Genomic DNA, 20,382 nt, shown 5'->3' on the forward strand with positions numbered 1-20,382 from the left:
AATCAAAGTCGTGGCAATCACCGAGCCGACTCCTGGCACAGTTTTGAGCAAAGTGATACGAGATTGCCATTCGGCTTGAGCTTGACTGAGTTGCTCAATTTCCTCATCGAGCTCCTGAATCTGCTCTTCGAGCCATTCAATGTGACGTTCAATGTTCTGACGCATCTTCGCTCGTAGACTCGCGCGACGATTTTTCTCAGCGCTCAGCATCTCTACCAGTTGGCGGCGACGAGTGACTGCATCTTGCAGTGCTCGGTCTTGATCACTGGCTAACACAGTAATCGGCGGTTGGATTGCTTCCCCAAAGTGAGCTAAGACCGCTGCATCAATGCGATTAGGCTTCGCCAAACTCCGCAGGACACAGTTTTAGCAAGTTTGCCGCTGGCTTTGGCAAAGTCTCGCCCTTGCCGAGGATTGATGATCGAGATCGCCATGCCTGCATTCTGGAGTGCTTGCGCGACCTCTAGTTCCAAGCCGCCCGTTGATTCCACAATCACTTGTTGGATCTCGAACGTTTGCAGTCGCTTCACCAACTCTGCGATGCCTGACGCTTGATTGGCAACTTGAAACTGTTCCCCACTCGGTCGCAGGTAAACGTCCAATGTCGCTTTACTGACATCAATCCCGACCCACTGCGATGGTTGTTGCACCCCTAACCTCCAGTTGAATTGAATGAGTCGAAGTCTGCACTCTTTCTGGCTCCATGCGGACTTCAAGTCCAGGCGATTTTACGAGTTCTCAGCACTTCGAGCAGGCGTGGCGACCCAAGCTTGCGGACGGTTTTATAAAACCTGGGGGTTTGCGGTCTACCACTCTCTCAACATACCAGGGGTCGTATCAAGACTTGGGGGCAGCCCTCCCTCGTTTAATTTTTAATTCCTGAGGGATAAGGGCGCGACTTATTGGGGATCGAAGGTGAACTGATGAACCCTGAACGAGGGTTCTGGAGACTCAGCCGACGAGCTACAGGTTGGGCTATAGCGTGCGCTGAGTGCGCCCACAAAATCGCTGTCTAGTTCTAATTCTTGCAGATACCACTGCTGAGTGCTTTCGTTGGCAGGCAGCCGTTGAAACCGAGCCGATTGCTCAACGGATAGTGAGATTTCCAAGTCGCCAAGTTTGCCTAATCCATCGCCTGTGGCCTTTAAATAAGCTTCTTTGCATGTCCAATATCGAAAGAACAGTCGCGATCGCTGGTGGGCTTCTGCATCGCAAATGGCGGCATGTTCGATCGCCGAAAAAAAGCGGCGGGTTAAAGCCTCTAAGCGATCAACGTTTCGGATCTGCTCGATATCAATTCCAACTGTGCGATTGGCTCTGCCAAGTTCCGAAGCATCGCGGCTGAGGATATAAAGTGCTCGGTCTTGCGAGTGCGCCACGTTGAATTGCAACGCCTGACAATTGTACGCCTGACAACTCAACAATGCTGGTTTGCCATGCACACCATAGCTAAACGTTAACGCTTGCGGCAAGCAATCTAGGTAGCGGGAAAGCAGCGATCGCAGGATGCCGCGTCCGGCAATGAAGCGATCGCGGTGTACGTGAAATTGGAACCGATCTGCTCGAAGACGCTCATCGCCTGAAAGCGTCTGTGCAAATGCGGCTAATGAATCAGACTCAACATCCAATCGCGCTTGCCAGACATGAAGATCGTACGGCTTTAGGATTAATAAATCAGGGGGTGTTTGCCAATCATTCACGCGACAACCTTCACGCGACAACCTGTGTTGGTTCAAGTGTTTGAGTATGAGACTGCTCGATCGTTGGAGGGCGCAGTGCCAAATAGGTTACAGCACCCAATAACGGAACGAAGGCAACTGCCCAAAACACTTTTTGGTTCTTGATCCCCCGTCGTGCCATGTCATCGGTTAGCAAGACCGGAAACAGCAGAATCAATGCACAGAAATCTAAACTCATGACGTTGATAAACCGGCTGGTCTGCCACTGTTCCACAAAATTGCTCCAGTTGCCTTGAGTTATGCCATAACCGAGGAGCGCGATCGCGGCAACGGCAACGAATACTCCGGTGATGCGCGAATCTAAAATCTTTAAGAACCAGGTTTTTTGACCCTGAAATAGAGGATTGGGGTTGCGAAAAATCAAATAGGGCAATAGCGCAAAGGCTCCGACCGCAAATGAGGCGCTTGTGAATAACCAAGCAGGAATCTTTTGCCCCCGACCATCGAGAAACGTCAGGCAACTATACATCAAAGGCAGCACACCCATGATATTAAACAGTGCCACAATCAGCGGATTAATGCCCTCAATCTTCCCAGTAGACAGATTCTTGATTAGCTCAAACGTATCTGGCTGATTGGGTGGCGCAAGAAAGAACGCATAGCCAACAAAGCCGATCCACACCAGAGTCAGGACAATTTTTGTTTTCATCATAATTTCATTTGTCGCGCCAAGCACCGAGCACGGTTTTGTACACTCAAGCTTTGTACACTCAAGCTTTGTACGCTCAAGCTTTGTACGCTCAAGCTTTGTACACTATTTCTTCTACACTACAGATTTCGTACACTACAAGTTAGGAACGTTAGGTTTTATTGTAATTGCCCAATTGTAATTGCCCATGACAGACCCAACCGGACACTACGGAGTGATTTTGGTAACAGCGACCTCTCAGCAAGAAGCCGAGAAAATTGCCCAAACGCTCATTTGCTCTAAGCTTGCTGCCTGCGCGACGCTTTTTCCTGTGCAATCGATCTACACCTGGCAAGGAGACATGCATCAGGATCAAGAGTGGCAGCTATTCATCAAATCAGATTTAGATCGTTTTGATGAGTTAGAAGCGACAATTCGCCAACTTCACTCTTACGAAGTGCCGGAGATTATTGCATTGCCGATTGTAGCTGGGTCGCAGCCTTATTTACACTGGATATCTCAACAGGTCGGGCAATGAATAGGATTCGTGCTGCCACCGAGGCTGATTTGCCCGCGATCGTTGCCATTTACAACAGCACCATTGCGAGTCACATTGTCACTGCCGATGTTGAACCTGTCACCGTTGAAAGTCGGCTGGAGTGGTTGCAGCATCGTCCGCGTTATCGCCCGGTGTGGGTGATGGAACTAGATGCAGCGATTGCCGGATGGCTCAGCATCCAATCGTTTTATGGCAGACCTGCCTATGCCCAAACGGTGGAATTGAGCCTTTATGTATCGGAGCAAAGGCGGCGGCAAGGCGTGGGCAAAACCTTGTTAGCGTATGCGATCGCACAAAGCCCATCTTTAGACATTTCAACCCTGCTCGGCTTTATTTTTGCTGAAAATCAGCCCAGTATTCATCTCTTCAACCAGTTTGGCTTTGAGCAATGGGGCTTTTTGCCCACCGTTGCTCACATTGAGGGAGAAGACCGCAATCTCGTCATTTTGGGCAGAAAGATTTAGCGTTACGCAGCCCCTTCGTTGGCAATGATTTGCACGGTGGTCGATGCGGTTTCTAGAAATGTTGCCAACCACTCTTTGACGACATAGGTTGCGCGGCAGTCATCTTCGTTGTATGTCAAAATCGAATCTAAATACTTGCGATCGCGCGTTTCTAGCCACTGGGCATACCAATAAATCGATTGCGCTCCGTTGGCGCTAGAGTCTCGCCAATCAAAGCCAAGCCAACGGGCAATGTGTTTTAGGGCATAACTCTCAACCGGAAGGGTCACAGCCTGAGTCACACGATCGTGCAAATCAATGAATCGCGCTAACAACGGTCGAATCAGTTCATCCGGCGTTTCGTACAGTTTGCCAAGTCGCTCGACAGTTTGAGTTTCGTAGGGGCAAAAATGAAAAATGGGCGCATCAGGATACGCCCACACTAAGTCTAAAAATTGTTGCCAAACCCTGGCTTCTTGATTGGGGGATTCGGCAAGCAGGGGATGATAGGTTTCGGTCTGTTTTATTCGGTCAACCGCCAATATTCCGTGGAGGTAAACGAGATTGAGTCCTGGCTCAGCTTCAATGTCAAAGTAAAGCTCTATGGGCACGGTTGGAAGGGGCTGTATGTAAAAACTAGCGTGACCAGAGCTATACGCGAGGCTTTCTCCCAGCATTGCCACATTATAGAGCGTCGATCGGGCTTGCCTAACCAATTTGTGAGCCGTCTCGCGCCCAAATCCGGGTAAGGGTTCTAGCTGGGTTGGCGAGGTTTGTGCTAGCGCTTCAACCGTGGTCAAATTCAGCGCTTGGAGTTGAGCGTAGCGGCTCTGAGTCACCCCAGGCAGCAGCGACAGATGGCGATCAGACTTTGCGATCGCATAACAGTGGCTATACCAATGACACAAACTGCACCGACTGCGAGAAATAAAAACTTCCGGCTCTTGGGCGTGCCTCAGAGCAGCCAAAGCCCCATCGACAATCTCCTGCATTCGAGGAACCGCTTCCCACAAATCAACCTCAAACAGCCCTCGCCCTCGTAGTTGCAGCCACGCCGTTTCGCACCATTCTTGCTGCACTGCCGCCAACACCATCACATGATAGGCGGCGATGATTTGATATTCCTGCTTGGGGCGTTTGCTGAGTTTCACCTCGGTTGGGACGTAGAGCCAATCGCCAAAGGCGGAGTACCCAGGCTGCTTGATCAGTAAATCAGGAATGCTAACGAGAGTAACACCTTGGGCGTCGGTCGTTAAAACGCCTTGAGAGATGCACTCTACTCCTTCCTGCATGAGTTGGAGCGTTTCTTGCGCCCCGCTCAACCAATCTCCGTGGGGATATTTGGGGCGATGGTGAGTTTGGCTCTCTAACACCTGCCGCCGATGGGTCGTGCTGTCTTGAATTAACTTTGCTAGATAATCGTTTGGCGGATCTTTTTGCTGGGCATCTCCAAATGTATCGAGGAATGCTCGACGGCTGCATCGCTGATAATTTAGGAGGAGGTCAGCAGTTAGAAACATGCCTATAAGCTAACAGAAATTAGCCAAAACGGGAGCAGAATTGAGGTAAAGGAGATTAGGAGGTTAATTATTAATTGCTAACAGTTAGGGCAATTAAGATGGGATTTGTTTAGTCTAAAACATAATCTCGAATGACAAGTGTTCCTTTGACAACACCTCAACTTGAACGTCTGCGATCGCACTTTCCTTATTTAGGAGAAAAAGCGTATTTTAACTATGGGGGGCAAGGCCCGATGGCGAGCCGCGCGATCGCGGCAACCACCCACGCCCAAGACTATGTTCAGAAAGTCGGACCCTTTTCGGGCGCGGTGAATGGGTGGCTCAGTCAGGAGGCAAGTCAAACCCGTGGTGCCATCGCCCAAGAACTCGGCACAACGCCAGACACCATTACCCTAACGGAAGATGTCTCGGTGGGGTGCAATATTGCCCTGTGGGGCATCGACTGGCAACCGGGCGATCGCTTGCTGATGACCGATTGCGAACATCAAGGCATTATTGCGGCAGTTCAAGAGCTTCAGCGGCGGTTTGGGCTAGAAGTTTCAATTTGTCCGATTCTAGACACTCTAAATTCAGGCGATCCTGTCGCTGTGATTCAACAGCATCTCACGCCCAAAACCCGCTTAGTGGTGCTCAGTCATATTCTGTGGAACACTGGACAGGTCTTGCCTTTAGCTGACATTGTGAAGGTGTGTCATGGGTTTCCTGCCCGTGAGCAGATTCGGGTATTGGTCGATGCGGCGCAATCGGTGGGGGTTTTGCCGCTGAACCTGACGACATTGGGGGCAGATTTTTATGCCTTTACGGGGCACAAGTGGTGGTGCGGACCGGCGGGTGGTGGTGGGTTGTATGTGCGCCCCCAAGCGCGAGACAACCTAAGCCCAACCTTTATCGGCTGGCGCAGCATCATGACCAATGCAGTCGGCGATCCGGTGTCTTATCACTCTGACGGGCGGCGCTATGAAATTGCCACCTCTGCGGTGCCGTTGTATGCCGGGTTGCGAGAGGCGATCGCGCTTCATGCCCAATTCGCCACCGCCGAAGAACGCTATCGCCTGATCTGCGATCGCAGTGCCTATCTTTGGCAACGGCTCACCGACCTTCCCACCATTACCTGCCTGAAAACGTCTCCTCCCGAAGCGGGTCTGGTCTCGTTTCAAACCAATAGCGGAAAGCATCAATCTCTTGTGCAATATCTCGAAGAAAAAAAGTGTTTTGTTCGCACGATTCTAAATCCAAATTGCGTTCGCGCTTGTGTTCACTATTTCACTACCGATTCTGAAATAGATAGCTTAGTAGAATTTATTTCTATGAGTTTAACATCGTAATTTAACTCATCGTTTTGCATTGCAAGCTGGGTTAGTATTGCAATCTAGCATTTTAGTCTATTGTCTTCTCAATCATTCACTTATGCGACACTCCATTCTCTATCTTGCAATTACAAACCATGGTTTTGGTCATGCCACCCGTGCCGCCGCGATCGCGGCAGAAATTCAACGCCTTAATTCAGAAATTGTCTTGATCTTGGCAACCACTGCGCCGCGATCGGTACTCGAAGCGTATATTCCTGGCGACTTTATTCACCGTCCTCGCGCGTTTGATGTTGGCGTGGTGCAACACGACAGTCTCACGATGGACAAAGAAGCCACCTTAGAAAAATTAAAACAAATTCGCAAGCAGCAGCGATCGCTGATCGCCTCCGAAGTCACTTTCCTAAAGCAAAACCGCGTTGGGCTAGTGTTGGGCGACATTCCACCCTTAGCGGCTCCGATGGCGAAAGCAGCAGGCATTCCAGGATGGATGATGGGCAACTTTGGCTGGGATTTTATCTACCGTGATTGGGGCGGCGAGTTTATCGAAATGTCAGAGTGGATCGGCGAGTGCTTTAGCCAGTGCGATCGCGTGTTCCGAATGCCATTCCACGAATCGATGAGCGCGTTTCCTCACATCGAAGATGTTGGGTTAACAGGGGTTAACCCTAGGGTTGATGCCGCTGAACTTAGCTCTAAATTTGCGCTAGAAAAAACGCCTAAAGAAAAAATTGTCCTGATGACTTTTGGCGGCTTGGGACTCGATCGCATCCCCTACGAAAATGTTCAACACTTCCCAGATTGGACATTTATTTGTTTCGATCTAGCGGCTCCAGACTTCCCTAACCTGATTCGGGTTGACGATCGGTTCTACCGTCCGATTGATTTCATGCCCTTATCGGGTCGCCTTATCTCTAAACCAGGCTACAGCACGTTTTCAGAAGCCTGTCGCTTTGATGTGCCGATCATCAGCCTCACCCGTGAAGGCTTTGCCGAAGCTCCGATTTTGCTAGAAGGCATCCAAGCCTATGCCGAGCATCAGATCATCACACCCCAAGCTTTTTTTAAGGGCGATTGGAGCTTTCTCAACCAGCCCATGACATCGCCGCGTCAGCCAGAGCGGCTTGCCAAAGATGGAAATCGCGCGATCGCTCAAGCAGTGATTGACTACTTTGAAACTCTCTAAAGCGCAAGTTGCCGTCTGCTAAGCCCATCTCTGTAGCCGAAAATGGCGTTCTGACAGCTTTCTACCTTAGCAAGCCAAGCCCTATGGCAACCTCTCCAAAAAGAAAGATCTCCCTCTCTCTCAAAGCTGAGGAAAATTATTAAAAAATGTTGCGAAGCAACCAGGAAGGTGAACAAAATGCCGCAGAATGATTGCGGAAGGTAATTAAGTCGAAACGCTTGCATAGCCAAGATTACCGGAAGGGGTGTCGGGCAATATTACAAGTATTTCCAGACCAAAACCTGAGCGCTGATCATTTCAGCACCCAGAGATGGCTCTCAGTAAGTAGACTTAATCAAGCCATTTGGGGAACTCCCGTTTAAACACATTCGGTTACATTCTTTCGGAGGAATCCATCAATGAGTATTGTCACGAAGTCAATCGTGAATGCAGATGCTGAGGCTCGCTATCTCAGCCCCGGCGAATTGGATCGGATCAAAGGCTTCGTCACCACTGGTGAAAGACGCCTACGCATCGCTCAAACCCTGACCGACTCTCGTGAGCGCATCGTCAAGCAAGCTGGCGATCAGTTGTTCCAAAAGCGTCCTGATGTGGTTTCCCCTGGCGGCAACGCTTACGGCGAAGAAATGACTGCAACCTGCCTGCGCGACCTTGACTACTATCTGCGTCTCGTCACCTACGGAGTTGTTTCCGGTGATGTAACCCCGATCGAAGAAATCGGCATCGTGGGTGTCAAGGAAATGTATAACTCGTTGGGAACCCCCATCCCTGCTGTTGCAGAAGGCGTTCGCGCGATGAAGAACGTAGCTGCTTCGTTGCTGTCTGGTGAAGACGCATCTGAAGCTGGCGCTTACTTCGACTATGTGATCGGTGCAATGCAGTAATTGGCACTGGGCTAACCCCCATTCACCAGATTCTTTTGATCAATACCACGCGACTTACGGGAATTTAAACATGCAAGACGCAATCACCTCTGTAATTAACACTTCCGACGTTCAGGGCAAATACCTGGATTCTTCTGCGCTCGAAAAGCTCAAGGGCTACTTTGCAACTGGCGAATTGCGCGTTCGTGCCGCTACTGCAATCAGCGCTAACGCGGCTGCGATCGTCAAAGAAGCCGTGGCTAAGTCCTTGTTGTACTCAGATATCACCCGTCCCGGTGGCAACATGTACACCACCCGTCGCTATGCAGCTTGCATCCGCGACCTCGACTACTACCTCCGCTACTCCACCTACGCCATGTTGGCTGGCGATCCTTCTATCCTCGATGAGCGCGTGCTCAACGGCTTGAAGGAAACCTACAACTCCTTGGGCGTTCCCGTTGCAGCTACCGTTCAGTCGATCCAAGCGATGAAAGAAGTTACTTCTGGATTGGTTGGTGCTGATGCTGGTAAGGAAATGGGCGTTTATTTCGACTACATCTGCTCTGGCTTGAGCTAGAACAAACCGCAGACGTTTGAACGATGAATGGCGAACTTGAAATTCAGAGTTCAGCGTTTTAAAAGAGGCTTTGGAAGTCTGGTGTGGATATTAAATCGTCAAAGGCTGAGCGTTTGGTTTTAGCGATTTAACATCGACTCTCGACTTCCAACCCTTTAAACAGCCATGTTGGTTTAACTAAGCAAACAATTGTGCGATTAGCGCAGAGCGCAACTCGAAGGAATCGCTTTGAGATTTGTTAAGCCACTCTCAGCAGTGCGATCTCAACGATTGATTTTTCAGAATTTTCTATTTCCATTGACGAGGCGGTTGAGTATTCATCTCTCATTCCTCCTCTTCACTTTGCGTCAGTGTTGCCGCAAGGTGTCCTTTATTTCACCCCGTCTAGCTTTACTCAGGAGAGAAGAAGACCCATGAGAATGTTCAAGGTTACTGCCTGCGTTCCCAGCCAAACTCGCATCCGCACCCAACGGGAACTGCAAAATACGTTTTTCACCAAACTGGTTCCTTACGAAAACTGGTTTAAAGAGCAGCAGCGAATTCAAAAAATGGGTGGCAAAATTGTCAAGGTTGAATTGGCAACGGGCAGACCTGGAGCAAACACGGGTCTGGCGTAACGAGCCAAAGCTGGATTGGTACAGCATTCTAAAGTTTAGCTAACTCTGAGCATTAGCAGGAGGTTATTTAGATGACCTCCTTTTTTCATGGGCGGAATTCTTTCATGGGCGGAATTGCCCGCCTCTTCTCTGGTCAAGAATCTGGTCAAGAAAGAGGGTATCTGAGCTTAGACTTCTAGTCACTTGAGGCTAATAACCTGAGAAAATCTGCCTCTGACAATAGCGGAATTCCCAAACGTTGAGCCTTTGTCAGCTTTGATCCGGCTTCTTCGCCGACTACAACATAGTCTGTTTTTTTGCTAACCGAATCGGTGACTTTGCCGCCTGCCGTTTGGATCATAGCCTTCACCTCGTCGCGTTTGAGCGTTGGCAACGTTCCGGTTACGACCCATATTTTACCTACGATCGCGGCTTTGGTTTCGACTGCTAGCGGTCTTTCTCCCTCAAGCTGTACTCCGGCTTGCCGCAAGCGATCAATAACCCCACGATTGCCATGATTTTGAAACCACTGATGCACAGATTGGGCAATTTCTGAGCCAAACCCATGTACCGCTGCGATCGCTTCTGGCGTTGCGTCCACCAATTCGTTAACGCTGGGAAACGCTTGCGCTAGCGTTTGTGCGTTGACGCTACCCACATGGCGAATTCCTAATCCATACAACACTTTTGACCATGGCTGAGCTTTAGAATCTTGAATTGCTCTGATCGTTTTTTCTGCCGACTTCGTTCCCATCCGCTCTAGCGTTAAGAGTTGCTCTACCGTAAGGTGATACAAATCCGCTACGGAATGAATAAAGCCGTGATCGACCAGTTGTAAAACAAGTTTTTCACCAACGCCATTAATGTCAAGCGCATCGCGGCTAGCCCAATGAGTCAGCGCCCCCCGGACGATCGCAGGACAGGCACTGTTGATGCACCGGGTTACGGCTTCGCCATCGGGTTTGACAACGGGTTCGCCGCACTCTGGGCAGTGGGTCGGCATGTGGTAGGGTGGCGCGTTTTTAGGGCGCAATTCTGGCAGCACGCGCACCACTTCAGGAATAATTTCCCCAGCTTTGCGAACAATCACTGTATCTCCGATGCGGCAGTCGAGTTCTGTGATGCGATCGCGGTTGTGTAACGTGGCTCTCGATACGGTTGTGCCTGCCAACTGCACAGGGCGCAACTCTGCCACAGGCGTGATTGCGCCCGTTCGTCCGACATTGACACTGATATGTTCTAGCAGGGTTGGGGCTTCTTCGGCAGGATATTTGAGCGCGATCGCCCATCGGGGAAATTTTTGGGTAAACCCCAACTGCGTTTGAAGCTTAAACGAATTGAGTTTGACCACGACGCCATCGGTGAGGTAGCCGAGGTGCGATCGCTCGATTGACCAGCGATCGCAGTAGGCTTGCACGGCGTCAATCGTGGGGCAAAGCGCCCGTTCTGGGTTGACTCGAAAGCCCAGTTGCTGTAAATAGTCGAGTGCCTCCCACTGGGTTTGGAGGGGGGGGACTAGGGGGGCTTCTGGCAGATGCAGCGTGTAGGCAAAGAAGTCTAGGTTGCGTTGGGCAACAATTTTAGAATCGAGTTGGCGCAAGGTTCCAGCCGTGGCATTACGAGGATTGGCAAACAGGGCATCGCCTGCCTGCTCGCGGTCTCGGTTGATTTGCTCAAACGATTTAAGTGGCAGAAAGGCTTCCCCTCGGACTTCTACGATCGCAGGAGGATGCTCTAGACTCAGCCGCAGAGGCACAGAACGAATTGCCCTCACATTTTGGGTGATGTCTTCGCCTGTGGTGCCGTCCCCTCGGGTTGCTCCCCGCACCAAGACGCCGTTCTCGTAAGTTAAGGCTAGAGCATTGCCATCGATTTTTAACTCGCAGACATAGGAAGGTTGGGCGATCGCCGGAGCAACTCGCCGCCAGCGCTGTTCCCATGCGACCAACTCGTCATTGCCAAAGGCATTTTCTAAACTGTAGAGCGGTACCTTATGCTGCACAGACCCAAACTGGCTTACCGGATGTTCTCCCACTCGCTGCGTCGGGCTATCAGACGTGATCAGTTCTGGGAACCGCCGTTCTAGAGTTTGCAATTCTCGGTAAAGCTGGTCATAGACGGCATCAGCCATGGTAGGTGCATCGAGGACATAGTATTCATAACTTGCCCTCTGAAGCAGATTTCTGAGTTCCTGTACGCGCTGCCCAAACTCTGGGGTAAGTTGCTCCACTGCGTCCATTCTTCTATCTCTAACTAACAATCGACAGTGTAGTTTACCTGCTAGTGTTTGTGTTGCAATGCCCTGAAAAGCGGCTCTTCCCTGAGAGAAAAGCTCAATTCTAGATCATGCAGAGACATCACTGGACTGTATGTTGCTATGAAGAAGAAGTCTTGAGCAGAAATGCTAGACGAGATAGAGGGCGATGCCAAACATAGGTTAGACAGAGGCACGAACCGTACCGAACTTAGGGTCGTGAATTAAATAGCTTGCGATGGTGATGACCTGCGTTCGCCCCTATCTACCGGCAACTGCCTCTATTGGCAGCCGCTCAGTGGGAAGCAACGGCTCCTGAACGTCGAGCGATCGCGGAAAATGTTCATCCACCAACGTAGACATATCTTTGGCGCTCACTTTGCTATACCGCACCTTTCCTGGCATAAAGACGAAATTAGGACCTTTGCTGCAAGCCTTCATGCACCCAGTTCCCTTGACGGCTACTTTGTCTGATAGAGTGCGATCGCTGAGCGCTTGGGAAAGAGCTTGGCAAGCCGCTTTGCCACCTCGCTTCATGCAGCTTGATTTTTGGCAGTAGAGAACGCTCATTTTTCCAGGTTTTGTTTGAGCAGCAGACGGCACTTCTATAGCTTCACCAGAGGCGAGAGAAACCGAAATCGCCTTCATTTTCACTGCGCCAGTCTTTGAGTCACGCTTTTGCATGCCTACAACTCGGATTAAGTCACCCGGCAACAGCGATCGCTCAAGGCTCAATCTTGATTCTTTCGTCACCTTGATCGAAAATTCTGCATCAGGGGTGACTAGCTCTAGGCGCTTAATTTTATAGCCATCTTTGAAGACATAGCCGAGAAAGCGTCCCTCTAGCTGAAACTGAGATTCCTTGTGGCTCTTGCTCATTGCAATAACGTGTAAGTAGAAGTGAACATCAACCTAGAGTTAGATCTCAACCGAAGAGCGATTCAACAACAGATTGAATCCTGCACGGGCGAGACTTATTGAGCAATCTAGTCCAAGACTTGTAGTCGCAACCCATGAGTTACAGAGTTCAGCAGTTGCGAACGCCATCTTGATTATTGCGAAATTGCGTCAATAATAACTTACTACAAACATATCTCAATTTCTCCCGGTTGCAAACCCTCCCCCTTGAGAAATGATAGGAAAATTGCTACGACAGTAAAGCCCTTTTTATGGGGCTGGCAGAACTGCCTACCGCAGAGTTGCCCCATATTGCATCCCTACGCCGCATCTGTGCATCAGCGCGCTAGTAGATTGTCAACTTTGAGTTGAGGGGTGAGAGGGTAGAGGGGTAGATGGAGATACTACCCATCCACTCATCCACTCATCCACTCATCCACTCATCCACTCATCCACTCATCCACTCATCCACTCATCCACTCATCCACTCATTGATTCCCAGTCCATCATTTCAATCTTGACAGACCACTAGGGCGGTCTATTATGGCGGCTTATCTGAAGCTGTGGGCGGGTTCTAGCGGTAAAAATAGAGTAAACACCTCGCCTTGTTCGGGGCGTTCTCGCACGATCAGCTTTGCACCAAGGGCATGAAACAAATTTTTGGTGGCGCTGAGATTGAGGCTGAGATTTCCCGTTTCAGGTTGAAACATCAAAACTTGTCCCAACGACTTTAGAAGCGGGGCATGGTGCTTATACGACCCAGATGCATGGTCAGACGGTTTTTCGTCTTGCACCTGAGACTGAAGCTGCAACTTGAGTTGATGCCCTGCCAGCGAAACCTCAACCTGAATTCGGCTACCTGATGGCAAACTCCGCGCCGATCGCTCAATCAAACTGGTGAGTGCTTGATCAAGCATCGTTGGATCGCTGACGACGGGGGGCAACTGCTGCGGCAAAATCACCTCCAATGTCAGGTTGCGTTGACAGGCTTGCTTTTGCCAGCGCGGAATGCTCTGCGCTAACATTTCCGAAAGGGAGGTCGGCGCAAGAGAGGTCGTTTCAAGTTTTGTTGCCGAGGTTTCAATCTCAACGGCGCGGAAGATCAGCCCAAAGCGATCGATCTGTTCACTGCATTCGCGATCGATGATTTCCAACCGCTTAACCGCATCGGGAGGCAAATCTCGGCGCTTGAGCAGCAGGCGGGTAAAGGTTCTGATCGTGGTAAGAGGGGTACGAATTTCGTGGGCGATCGCTTGCAACAGTTCCACATCCAAACTTTTGAGCGACTCTGGCATCTGCGCTGGAGCGGCGCTCTGATGGGGGTGGCGGTGGCTCTGCGATCGCAGCAGGGTCGGAGCCTCTTCAAACTCTGGCAGATGGCGCAGCAGCGTATGGCTAAACTGAGACACAACCCGGTAGTCTGGTGCAACGGGCGAAAATTTTTCGTAGAGAGCATCTAGCTTTTTCAGATGCGCGGGGTTCATCAACATCACCCGCAGCCGCAGATTTTGCCACAGTTGAGCAATGACATCCGGATCAAACGAAAACGAGAAGGCAGGCGCTTTGTTGGCATCTTCGCCCAAAACCATCACCAAGCTAAACTGGCGAGTCAGCACTAAGCAAAATGGCTCTGCCGCGATCGGATCTCCTGGCAAGACTGACAGCGTAGCGTTTGTCCCTTCGGAGATGTCTGAGTCATCTAACGCGGGAAGAAGCTGAAATGGCAAGCCAGTGAGAATCGCTAAAGGATTGGCAGTAAACGACCAGGTTGAAAAGCGCGCAAGCAGGTCAGGCTGGCTTAAAACCGGAAGCGGGGCCGACAACACTACCCCTTGGAGCGGGGCGGAGGATTCTGAGGTTTTCAGCAGAGACTGCAACGCTGCGATCGCACCAAACCATTCTCGCTCTGCCCGAAGTTGCTTTTGGGCAATCGAGTTGGCATCACGGGATGTCTCTAACGGATCTGCGCCAGACACACCAGACGTTCTATCCGCATTATCGCTGTGCGCTAAGATCTCGCTTAGGGTTGGGAAAATCCACTGGGGCATACTGACACACTCATTCCGTCCTGCTTATGAGCTTATCGACATTTATCTCTTAACAGAGATCGTAGAACCGAACTGAAAGAGACGCAATGACCGGACAAGATAGGAGTTTTGGGTAGGCAAACGCCAAATTAGTCCCAATCTATCAGTTCCACTCGATCAGTCTCAATATTATTAGTCCCAATCGATCAGCCCCAATTTAGTGTTGATACAAGATTCACTCCCTGACGCCTCCCACATTCCCTCACCTTCTTTTATGGACTGGCAAGAAATCTCTGGTAATTGGATCTTAGTACCCAACCAACCGATCGCAATTATTCACTTTTTGGGGGGTGCTTTTGTTGCAACGGCTCCCCAACTCACCTATCGACGCCTGCTAGAGTGCCTCGCAAACCAGGGGTACGTTGTGATTGCAACCCCTTTTGTCAATACGTTTGACCATGTAGAGATTGCGCGATCGGTGCTGGGTCAGTTTGAGCAAGCTCTCCAGATCTTGCGATCGCGCACGCTGCAAAACCGCTATCTTCCGATCTATGGCATGGGGCATAGCCTGGGCTGCAAACTTCACTTGTTGATTGGGAGCGTCTTCCCCGTCGAGCGGGCAGGAAACATTCTCATTTCCTATAACAACTATTCTGCTCGTGATGCTGTGCCCTTGGTTGAGCAGTTTAGCCAATTCCTCTCGCCACAGGTATTTTCGGTAGAATTTACGCCATCTCCCCTTGAGACGACTCAGATGGTGCGCGATCGCTATCAAGTCCGCCGCAATTTGGTCATCAAATTCTCAAACGATACGCTGGATCAGACCCTCAGCCTTGCCGCCGTCCTCGAACAAAAGTTTCCGAATATGGTCGTGTCTCGTCGTCTGATCGGCAGCCATCTCACGCCTTTAGGACCCGACCTTAAATGGCAAACAGGACAAATTTTTACCCCGTTTGATGCGATCGGGCAGTGGATGCGCCAAGAACTGTACCGCGAACTCCAAGCCCTCGAACAAGATATCCTCCTATGGCTTGATCCTCTCCGCCACCCCAAATAACCTCATCCTATCCCTGCTGCTGTGGTGTCTCTCGCTGCCCGTCTTATGCTAAGCTTTTTGAGTCTAAATCCAAGAACCTAATCATGAGTTTCCCAGAATCGGAAGCGGGCACAAGTTCATCGACCTTAATGGACATTGAGGCAGTTCAGAAAGCCCTCAATCGGTCTAGAGCCTCCGTCTATCGCTATTCCAACACCGATCCCGACGCGCTCAACCCCCCCTACAACCCCGATCGACTCAATCCCGAACTCCGCCAAAGCCCCAACGAGCCGCTCACGTTTCACCCTAACGAAGTCGCGCGCTTTGCCAAAGACGTTTTAAGAATCAAGCAAGTGACCATCGAAATTCAGGAACAGCAGCCTAACAAAACCCAAGAACTCTTGCAGGCAATTCTTCTAGAGCTTCAAGCCATCCACCACTCGCTGAAATCTCGCCCTTAAGGGTGACTCAACGCAGATGCCGATCTTCTTTAATCAAGATTGTTCAACTAGAACAGGAAATAGCGGCGAATGTCGCTAAGATTGTTTACAGAAGCGAACTATTTTGCTTTATCTTGGGCTAACTAAATGAGACTGCCGGGTTTTGGTTTGGTTAGTCTAGCCGAATTGGTTAAATAAGCTTTATGCAATCAGGTAGCCCGACTACCAGCCCATCAGGGGAATCTGCTCACAGGTTTGCAAATCTAGTTGGCTCTGCGATCGCGCTAGTCACGTTGGTCTTGCCCCTCATTACGATCGCGTACTACACTCCCAACGTCACCCCATCCCTCCCACCCCCTGCGGTTAAGCTCGGTGCTAAGCGTTAGCGGCTTGATGCTGAAACCGACTTGATAAGGAGACCTAAGCTCAGATCGAGCCGAAGGCAACTCCCAGGTTCGGCATCTTCTCCATCGCAAGTCTTGCTCGATGAGATGGAATCGGTGACAATGGACGCACCTCCCATCCCCTCTGAGAAATCGCTATGATCAGATGAGATGGGATAGAGAGTGAATTCTGAGGCTGAGTCCATGACATCGTATGCAACCTCCACTGCCAGAGCCGACATGAGCGAATTGCGTCGCCTGAAGACGCTATTGCCGCCCGAATTGCAAAGCTGGGTCACGATCGAAGTGACCACTGCCGTTAACCCTCCCCTCATCACCAGCGAAGAGATTGGTCGTGATGAAGTGGAGATTCAGCTTGACATGCCCAAATGGGATCAATTGGCGATCGATCAGCGAAATCTCCTGTTTTGGCATGAAGTGGCAAGGGTTCAGGCAGATACGATTCCTAAAGATGGTTGGGAGATGGCCGCTTTGGCGATCGGGCTGGGGGGCGCGGTCGGCGAACTGTGGGTGCAAGATGGGCTGTTGCTGATTTTGGCGGTGGGTCTGTCGGGGGTTGCAGGGTGGCGGCTGTATCAGAAAAATAACAGCGATCGCAGCACTCAAGAAGCAATTGAGGCAGACGAACGCGCGATCGCCCTAGCGACTCGGTTTGGCTATACCTTGCCCAATGCCTACAAAAGCTTGGGGAGTGCTCTCAAAACATTAATCGATCAAACCCCCAAAAAGCGCCAGCGTTCTAAATATCAAGCGCGGCTCGATGCGCTGAAGAAAAGTGCCGCCAAAGCGAAAGCCAAGATGAGATCGGCGGCTCCAGCCGACTTTCAGTAAGCCACAATCGTGGGGAGTGATTCCTAAACGTGTGGATAACCGACCCTATGGATGAGAATTTAACTTCTCGTCCATTTGTTTTAGGATTGGTAGCCAATATTGCTCAGTGTTTCTCAGTAGAATAATTCGCTAAGATTCATTAGTTGCCCGATATCAGGAGTAATCTTATGGCTTTTAAGGTTAGCGCTCTAAACCTGCCTCTCATCAGAAAAGGATCAACCGGACTCGCGGTGATCGCCTGGCAGCGATTTTTGCAAGAGCAAAATTATCCCATTGGAGGCGTAGATGGCGGCTTTGGCAGCACCACCGAAAAAGTCACCATTTCCTATCAACAAAAAAATGGGCTTGTCGCGGATGGCATCGTTGGCGGTGGAACCTATGGCAAAGCATTATCCCAAGGATTTGTGTACTGGGTGGCGGGTCTCACCTCGGCTAAACTGCTGGAGTATTTAAACTTTGGCGCGACTGAAGTTAGAAATTTACAGCAAAGCTTGAGTGCGATCGGCAACCTGACGCCCCCCTTGGGCGCAGATGGCGCTTTTGGAACGATCAGCACGAGGGGCTTAGCCGAAACGTATAAGGTTTTGGATGTCAGCTTTCGCCCCAAACTCGATCAGCAGCTTGCGGCTTCTACCAAACAAAAGCTGGGATCAGATTATCAAACCGCGCTCACCATTCTCACTGAATATGCTCGGCGGCAGCGATCGCGTCTGAGCGGGGCACAGTGGGTGCGATATTTTCCGGCTAGTAGCTCGCTAGATGACCTTGCCTCTCCGTTTCGGCAACGGGCGCAAGCGTTCCAAAAAGCCTTGCTAGATGCGGGCGCTAGGGTGACCATCACCAACACCTATCGTCCGCCAGAGCGAGCGTATATGATGCACTATGCGGTGTTGCTAAACAATCGCGACCTTTCTCCCGCTAGGGTGCCTGCGATGCTGGGTATCGATATCGAGTGGGTGCATTACTCAGACCCAATTTCCTATCAGGCGGCGCGAGACATGGTGCGCGCGTTTGATATTGGCAGCAACCCGGCAGCCCTGCGATCGCGCCATACTCAAGCCCTCGCAGTTGACTGGGGGATCGAATGGAACGGCACCCTCAACATCCGCAATGGCAATGGCACACTGGTTAGTATTGGGGCACCGCGCAACGGGGATCAAAATCCTCGATTGTGGGATGTGGGAGCAAGCTATGGAGTTTATAAGTTGGAGTACGATCCACCGCACTGGTCGGTAGATGGATATTAACGGAACAAGTCATGCTGTTTTTGCGCCTGCGTCACTTTTTAATGGCTCCTCTTGATCAAAGCGATCCGCCCTGCGATCGCGGGGATCAGGCTTTAAAGAGAGTCGCGGCGCGCCGCCTGTCAGAGCGATGCAAAGCGTCTGTGCAGGTTGGGGTTTGGCTAGCGTTAAACCTGGGTGTTGCGCTCTATTACGGCAGTTTAGGACTCCGAAGAGCGTTTAGAACCGAGTATGTGGTGCAAGACGATGCCCGGGAGTATGTGTTTTGGATGCAGCAATTTGTCGATCCGGCGGTGCTGCCTCACGACCTGATTGCCGACTACTTTAAATCGATTACGCCTCTGGGCTATGCGGCGATCTATCATCTCGTGGCGATGTTTGCCATTGAACCCCTGGTGTTGAGTAAAATTTTGCCGATTTTGCTGGGTGCGATCGCAACGCTCTACGGGTTTGGCATCTGTTTGCGGCTGTTTCCGGTTCCGGTGGCTGGCTTTGTGGCGATGGTGTTGCTCAATCAGAGCCTATGGTTTAGGGATGACTTGAGTTCTGCGACTCCTAGAGCGTTTGTGTATCCGCTATTTTTGGCATTTCTCTATTATTTGGTGCGAAACCAGCGGCTAGGGGTGATCGTGACGGTCGTGCTTCAAGCATTGATTTATCCGCCGTTGGTGTTGATTGCGATCGCGCTCTTGTTTTTGCGGCTGTGGGAGTGGCAGCGTTGGCGACGACCTCGTTTTCAGCCCCAACATCTGCTCGTGTTTGGCTGGGCAGCCAGTTTAGGCGGTTTGGCGTTGCTGCCTTATGCAGTCTCTTCGGCAGAGTTTAGCCCGATCGTCACGGCGGCTGAGGCTTGGACGATGCCAGAACTGCATCCCGGTGGGCGGCATCCTTATTTTGATGGCAACCGTTGGCAGTTTTGGCTGACCGGGCAGCATAGCGGCATTTTACCGCCGTTGTTGCCGCCGTTGATTTGGGCAGGGGTGGCGTTGCCGTTTATGGTGCGATCGCAGCGGTTTCCGTTGGCGGTGCGCCTCCGTCGGGAAGCCGGAGTTTTGACTCAAACGGCGCTGGTGTCTCTGGGGCTGTTTTTCGCTGCCCATGCAGTGCTGCTAAAGCTGTTTTTTCCGACTCGGTACACGACGCACACTTGGCGAATGGTGTTGGCGATCGCAGCGGGAATTGTACTGACGATCGGGCTGGATGCTCTGCTAGTCGCCTGTGAAACGCTCGCCACGTCTCATCGTTGGATCTCCGTTGGATGGAGAGTCGCGATCGCGGGAGCACTGGGAGCACTGTTGATGCTGTTTCCAGCGATGTCGCGAGAATTTCCGGCAACAAACTATCGGGCGTCTGGTGAGGCGGCGCTTTACGAGTTTTTACAGCAGCAGCCTCTAGATAGCCTGATTGCAACGCTTTCGGATGAGGCAAATAATATCCCCACGTTTGCTAAACGGTCTGTGTTGGTCGGAAAAGAGTATGCGTTACCGTTTCATCTGGGTTTCTATCGGCAGATTCGGCAGCGCACCCTGGAGTTGATCGAGGCGCAGTACAGTCCAGATTTAGCACCGATGCGTCAGGTAATTCGCAAGTATGGGGTTGATTTTTGGCTGCTCGATCGCGGGGCGTTTGTGCCAGAGTATTTGCAGCATAAGTCTTGGCTTCAAAGCTTCCAGCCTGCGTTTGATCACGCTACGCTGAGCTTGCAGCAGGGGAAGATCCCAGGGTTAACGACACAAATTAAAGCCTGCTCAGCATTTGAGAGCGAGAGCGTGATTGTGCTGAGGGCAAGTTGCCTCGACTCATAGATTGACGTGGGCTAAACAAGAGTGAG

At 51.0% G+C, this 20,382-nt stretch carries 19 protein-coding genes and 1 pseudogene; 13 read left to right on the forward strand and 7 right to left on the reverse strand.

Annotation, left to right across the window (positions count from 1 at the left end):
• The 3 genes and pseudogenes from GS601_RS23965 to GS601_RS15165 form a co-directional block, all read right to left on the reverse strand.
• Window positions 1–650: pseudogene (locus GS601_RS23965) on the reverse strand (IS110 family transposase); the annotation flags it as partial.
• 249 nt (window positions 651–899) lie between these two features.
• Window positions 900–1,700, reverse strand: a complete 801-nt coding sequence (locus GS601_RS23785; RefSeq protein WP_162424130.1) for a 4'-phosphopantetheinyl transferase superfamily protein — start codon at window positions 1,698–1,700, stop codon at window positions 900–902.
• Between the two features lie 10 nt (window positions 1,701–1,710).
• Window positions 1,711–2,391, reverse strand: coding sequence for a DUF2834 domain-containing protein (locus GS601_RS15165; protein ID WP_338017046.1), 681 nt, complete (start codon window positions 2,389–2,391; stop codon window positions 1,711–1,713).
• A gap of 184 nt (window positions 2,392–2,575) precedes the next feature.
• Here GS601_RS15165 and cutA point away from each other — a divergent pair, with 184 nt between their 5' ends.
• A complete protein-coding gene (cutA, locus tag GS601_RS15170; RefSeq protein WP_162424131.1) occupies window positions 2,576–2,905 on the forward strand; it encodes a divalent-cation tolerance protein CutA in 330 nt (109 codons plus the stop codon).
• Window positions 2,902–3,390 (forward strand): GNAT family N-acetyltransferase, encoded by a 489-nt coding sequence (locus GS601_RS15175; protein ID WP_162424132.1) that lies wholly within the window; start codon window positions 2,902–2,904, stop codon window positions 3,388–3,390. Before cutA ends, GS601_RS15175 begins: the two co-directional genes overlap by 4 nt.
• Before the next feature lie 2 nt (window positions 3,391–3,392).
• On the opposite strand, the gene GS601_RS15180 is transcribed toward GS601_RS15175, so the two are convergent.
• Window positions 3,393–4,889, reverse strand: coding sequence for a TM0106 family RecB-like putative nuclease (locus tag GS601_RS15180; protein WP_162424133.1), 1,497 nt, complete (start codon window positions 4,887–4,889; stop codon window positions 3,393–3,395).
• 131 nt (window positions 4,890–5,020) lie between these two features.
• Between GS601_RS15180 and GS601_RS15185 the strand changes: the two genes are divergently transcribed.
• The 5 genes from GS601_RS15185 (at window position 5,021) to GS601_RS15205 (ending at window position 9,439) form a co-directional block, all read left to right on the forward strand.
• Window positions 5,021–6,214: an aminotransferase class V-fold PLP-dependent enzyme gene (locus GS601_RS15185; protein WP_162424134.1), complete on the forward strand. Its 1,194-nt coding sequence runs from the start codon at window positions 5,021–5,023 to the stop codon at window positions 6,212–6,214.
• 82 nt (window positions 6,215–6,296) lie between these two features.
• Window positions 6,297–7,382 carry a glycosyl transferase gene (locus GS601_RS15190; protein WP_162424135.1) on the forward strand — a complete coding sequence of 362 codons (1,086 nt, stop codon included), beginning with the start codon at window positions 6,297–6,299 and terminating at the stop codon, window positions 7,380–7,382.
• Between the two features lie 398 nt (window positions 7,383–7,780).
• Complete coding sequence (gene apcA, locus GS601_RS15195) at window positions 7,781–8,266, forward strand: allophycocyanin subunit alpha (protein WP_162424136.1); 486 nt, start codon at window positions 7,781–7,783, stop codon at window positions 8,264–8,266.
• A 70-nt stretch (window positions 8,267–8,336) separates the two neighbouring features.
• Window positions 8,337–8,822 (forward strand): allophycocyanin subunit beta, encoded by a 486-nt coding sequence (gene apcB, locus GS601_RS15200; RefSeq protein ID WP_162424137.1) that lies wholly within the window; start codon window positions 8,337–8,339, stop codon window positions 8,820–8,822.
• Window positions 8,823–9,235: 413 nt separating this feature from the next.
• Complete coding sequence (locus tag GS601_RS15205; RefSeq protein WP_162424138.1) at window positions 9,236–9,439, forward strand: phycobilisome linker polypeptide; 204 nt, start codon at window positions 9,236–9,238, stop codon at window positions 9,437–9,439.
• Window positions 9,440–9,614: 175 nt separating this feature from the next.
• On the opposite strand, the gene ligA is transcribed toward GS601_RS15205, so the two are convergent.
• From ligA to GS601_RS15220, 3 genes are all read right to left on the reverse strand, one after another.
• Window positions 9,615–11,657 (reverse strand): NAD-dependent DNA ligase LigA, encoded by a 2,043-nt coding sequence (gene ligA / locus GS601_RS15210; protein WP_162424139.1) that lies wholly within the window; start codon window positions 11,655–11,657, stop codon window positions 9,615–9,617.
• A 276-nt stretch (window positions 11,658–11,933) separates the two neighbouring features.
• Complete coding sequence (locus tag GS601_RS15215) at window positions 11,934–12,551, reverse strand: (2Fe-2S) ferredoxin domain-containing protein (RefSeq protein ID WP_162424140.1); 618 nt, start codon at window positions 12,549–12,551, stop codon at window positions 11,934–11,936.
• 569 nt (window positions 12,552–13,120) lie between these two features.
• A complete protein-coding gene (locus GS601_RS15220) occupies window positions 13,121–14,617 on the reverse strand; it encodes a sensor histidine kinase (RefSeq protein WP_162424141.1) in 1,497 nt (498 codons plus the stop codon).
• 253 nt (window positions 14,618–14,870) lie between these two features.
• Here GS601_RS15220 and GS601_RS15225 point away from each other — a divergent pair, with 253 nt between their 5' ends.
• From GS601_RS15225 to GS601_RS15250, 6 genes are all read left to right on the forward strand, one after another.
• Window positions 14,871–15,653, forward strand: coding sequence for a DUF1350 family protein (locus GS601_RS15225; protein WP_162424142.1), 783 nt, complete (start codon window positions 14,871–14,873; stop codon window positions 15,651–15,653).
• Between the two features lie 83 nt (window positions 15,654–15,736).
• Complete coding sequence (locus tag GS601_RS15230) at window positions 15,737–16,093, forward strand: resolvase (RefSeq protein ID WP_162424143.1); 357 nt, start codon at window positions 15,737–15,739, stop codon at window positions 16,091–16,093.
• Window positions 16,094–16,275: 182 nt separating this feature from the next.
• On the forward strand, window positions 16,276–16,458 hold the full coding sequence (locus tag GS601_RS15235) for a TLTLP motif-containing protein (RefSeq protein WP_162424144.1): 183 nt from the start codon (window positions 16,276–16,278) through the stop codon (window positions 16,456–16,458).
• A gap of 201 nt (window positions 16,459–16,659) precedes the next feature.
• Entirely contained in the window at window positions 16,660–17,307 is a 648-nt protein-coding gene (locus GS601_RS15240; protein WP_162424145.1) for a DUF3318 domain-containing protein, read from the forward strand.
• Window positions 17,308–17,474: 167 nt separating this feature from the next.
• The gene (locus GS601_RS15245) at window positions 17,475–18,554 is read left to right on the forward strand and encodes a peptidoglycan-binding domain-containing protein (protein ID WP_162424146.1); all 1,080 of its coding nucleotides are present in this window, start codon (window positions 17,475–17,477) and stop codon (window positions 18,552–18,554) included.
• An 11-nt stretch (window positions 18,555–18,565) separates the two neighbouring features.
• On the forward strand, window positions 18,566–20,356 hold the full coding sequence (locus GS601_RS15250; protein WP_238393290.1) for a hypothetical protein: 1,791 nt from the start codon (window positions 18,566–18,568) through the stop codon (window positions 20,354–20,356).
• Window positions 20,357–20,382 lie beyond the last annotated feature (26 nt).

This window comes from Myxacorys almedinensis A, from assembly GCF_010091945.1.
Classification (GTDB): domain Bacteria; phylum Cyanobacteriota; class Cyanobacteriia; order Leptolyngbyales; family Leptolyngbyaceae; genus Myxacorys; species Myxacorys almedinensis.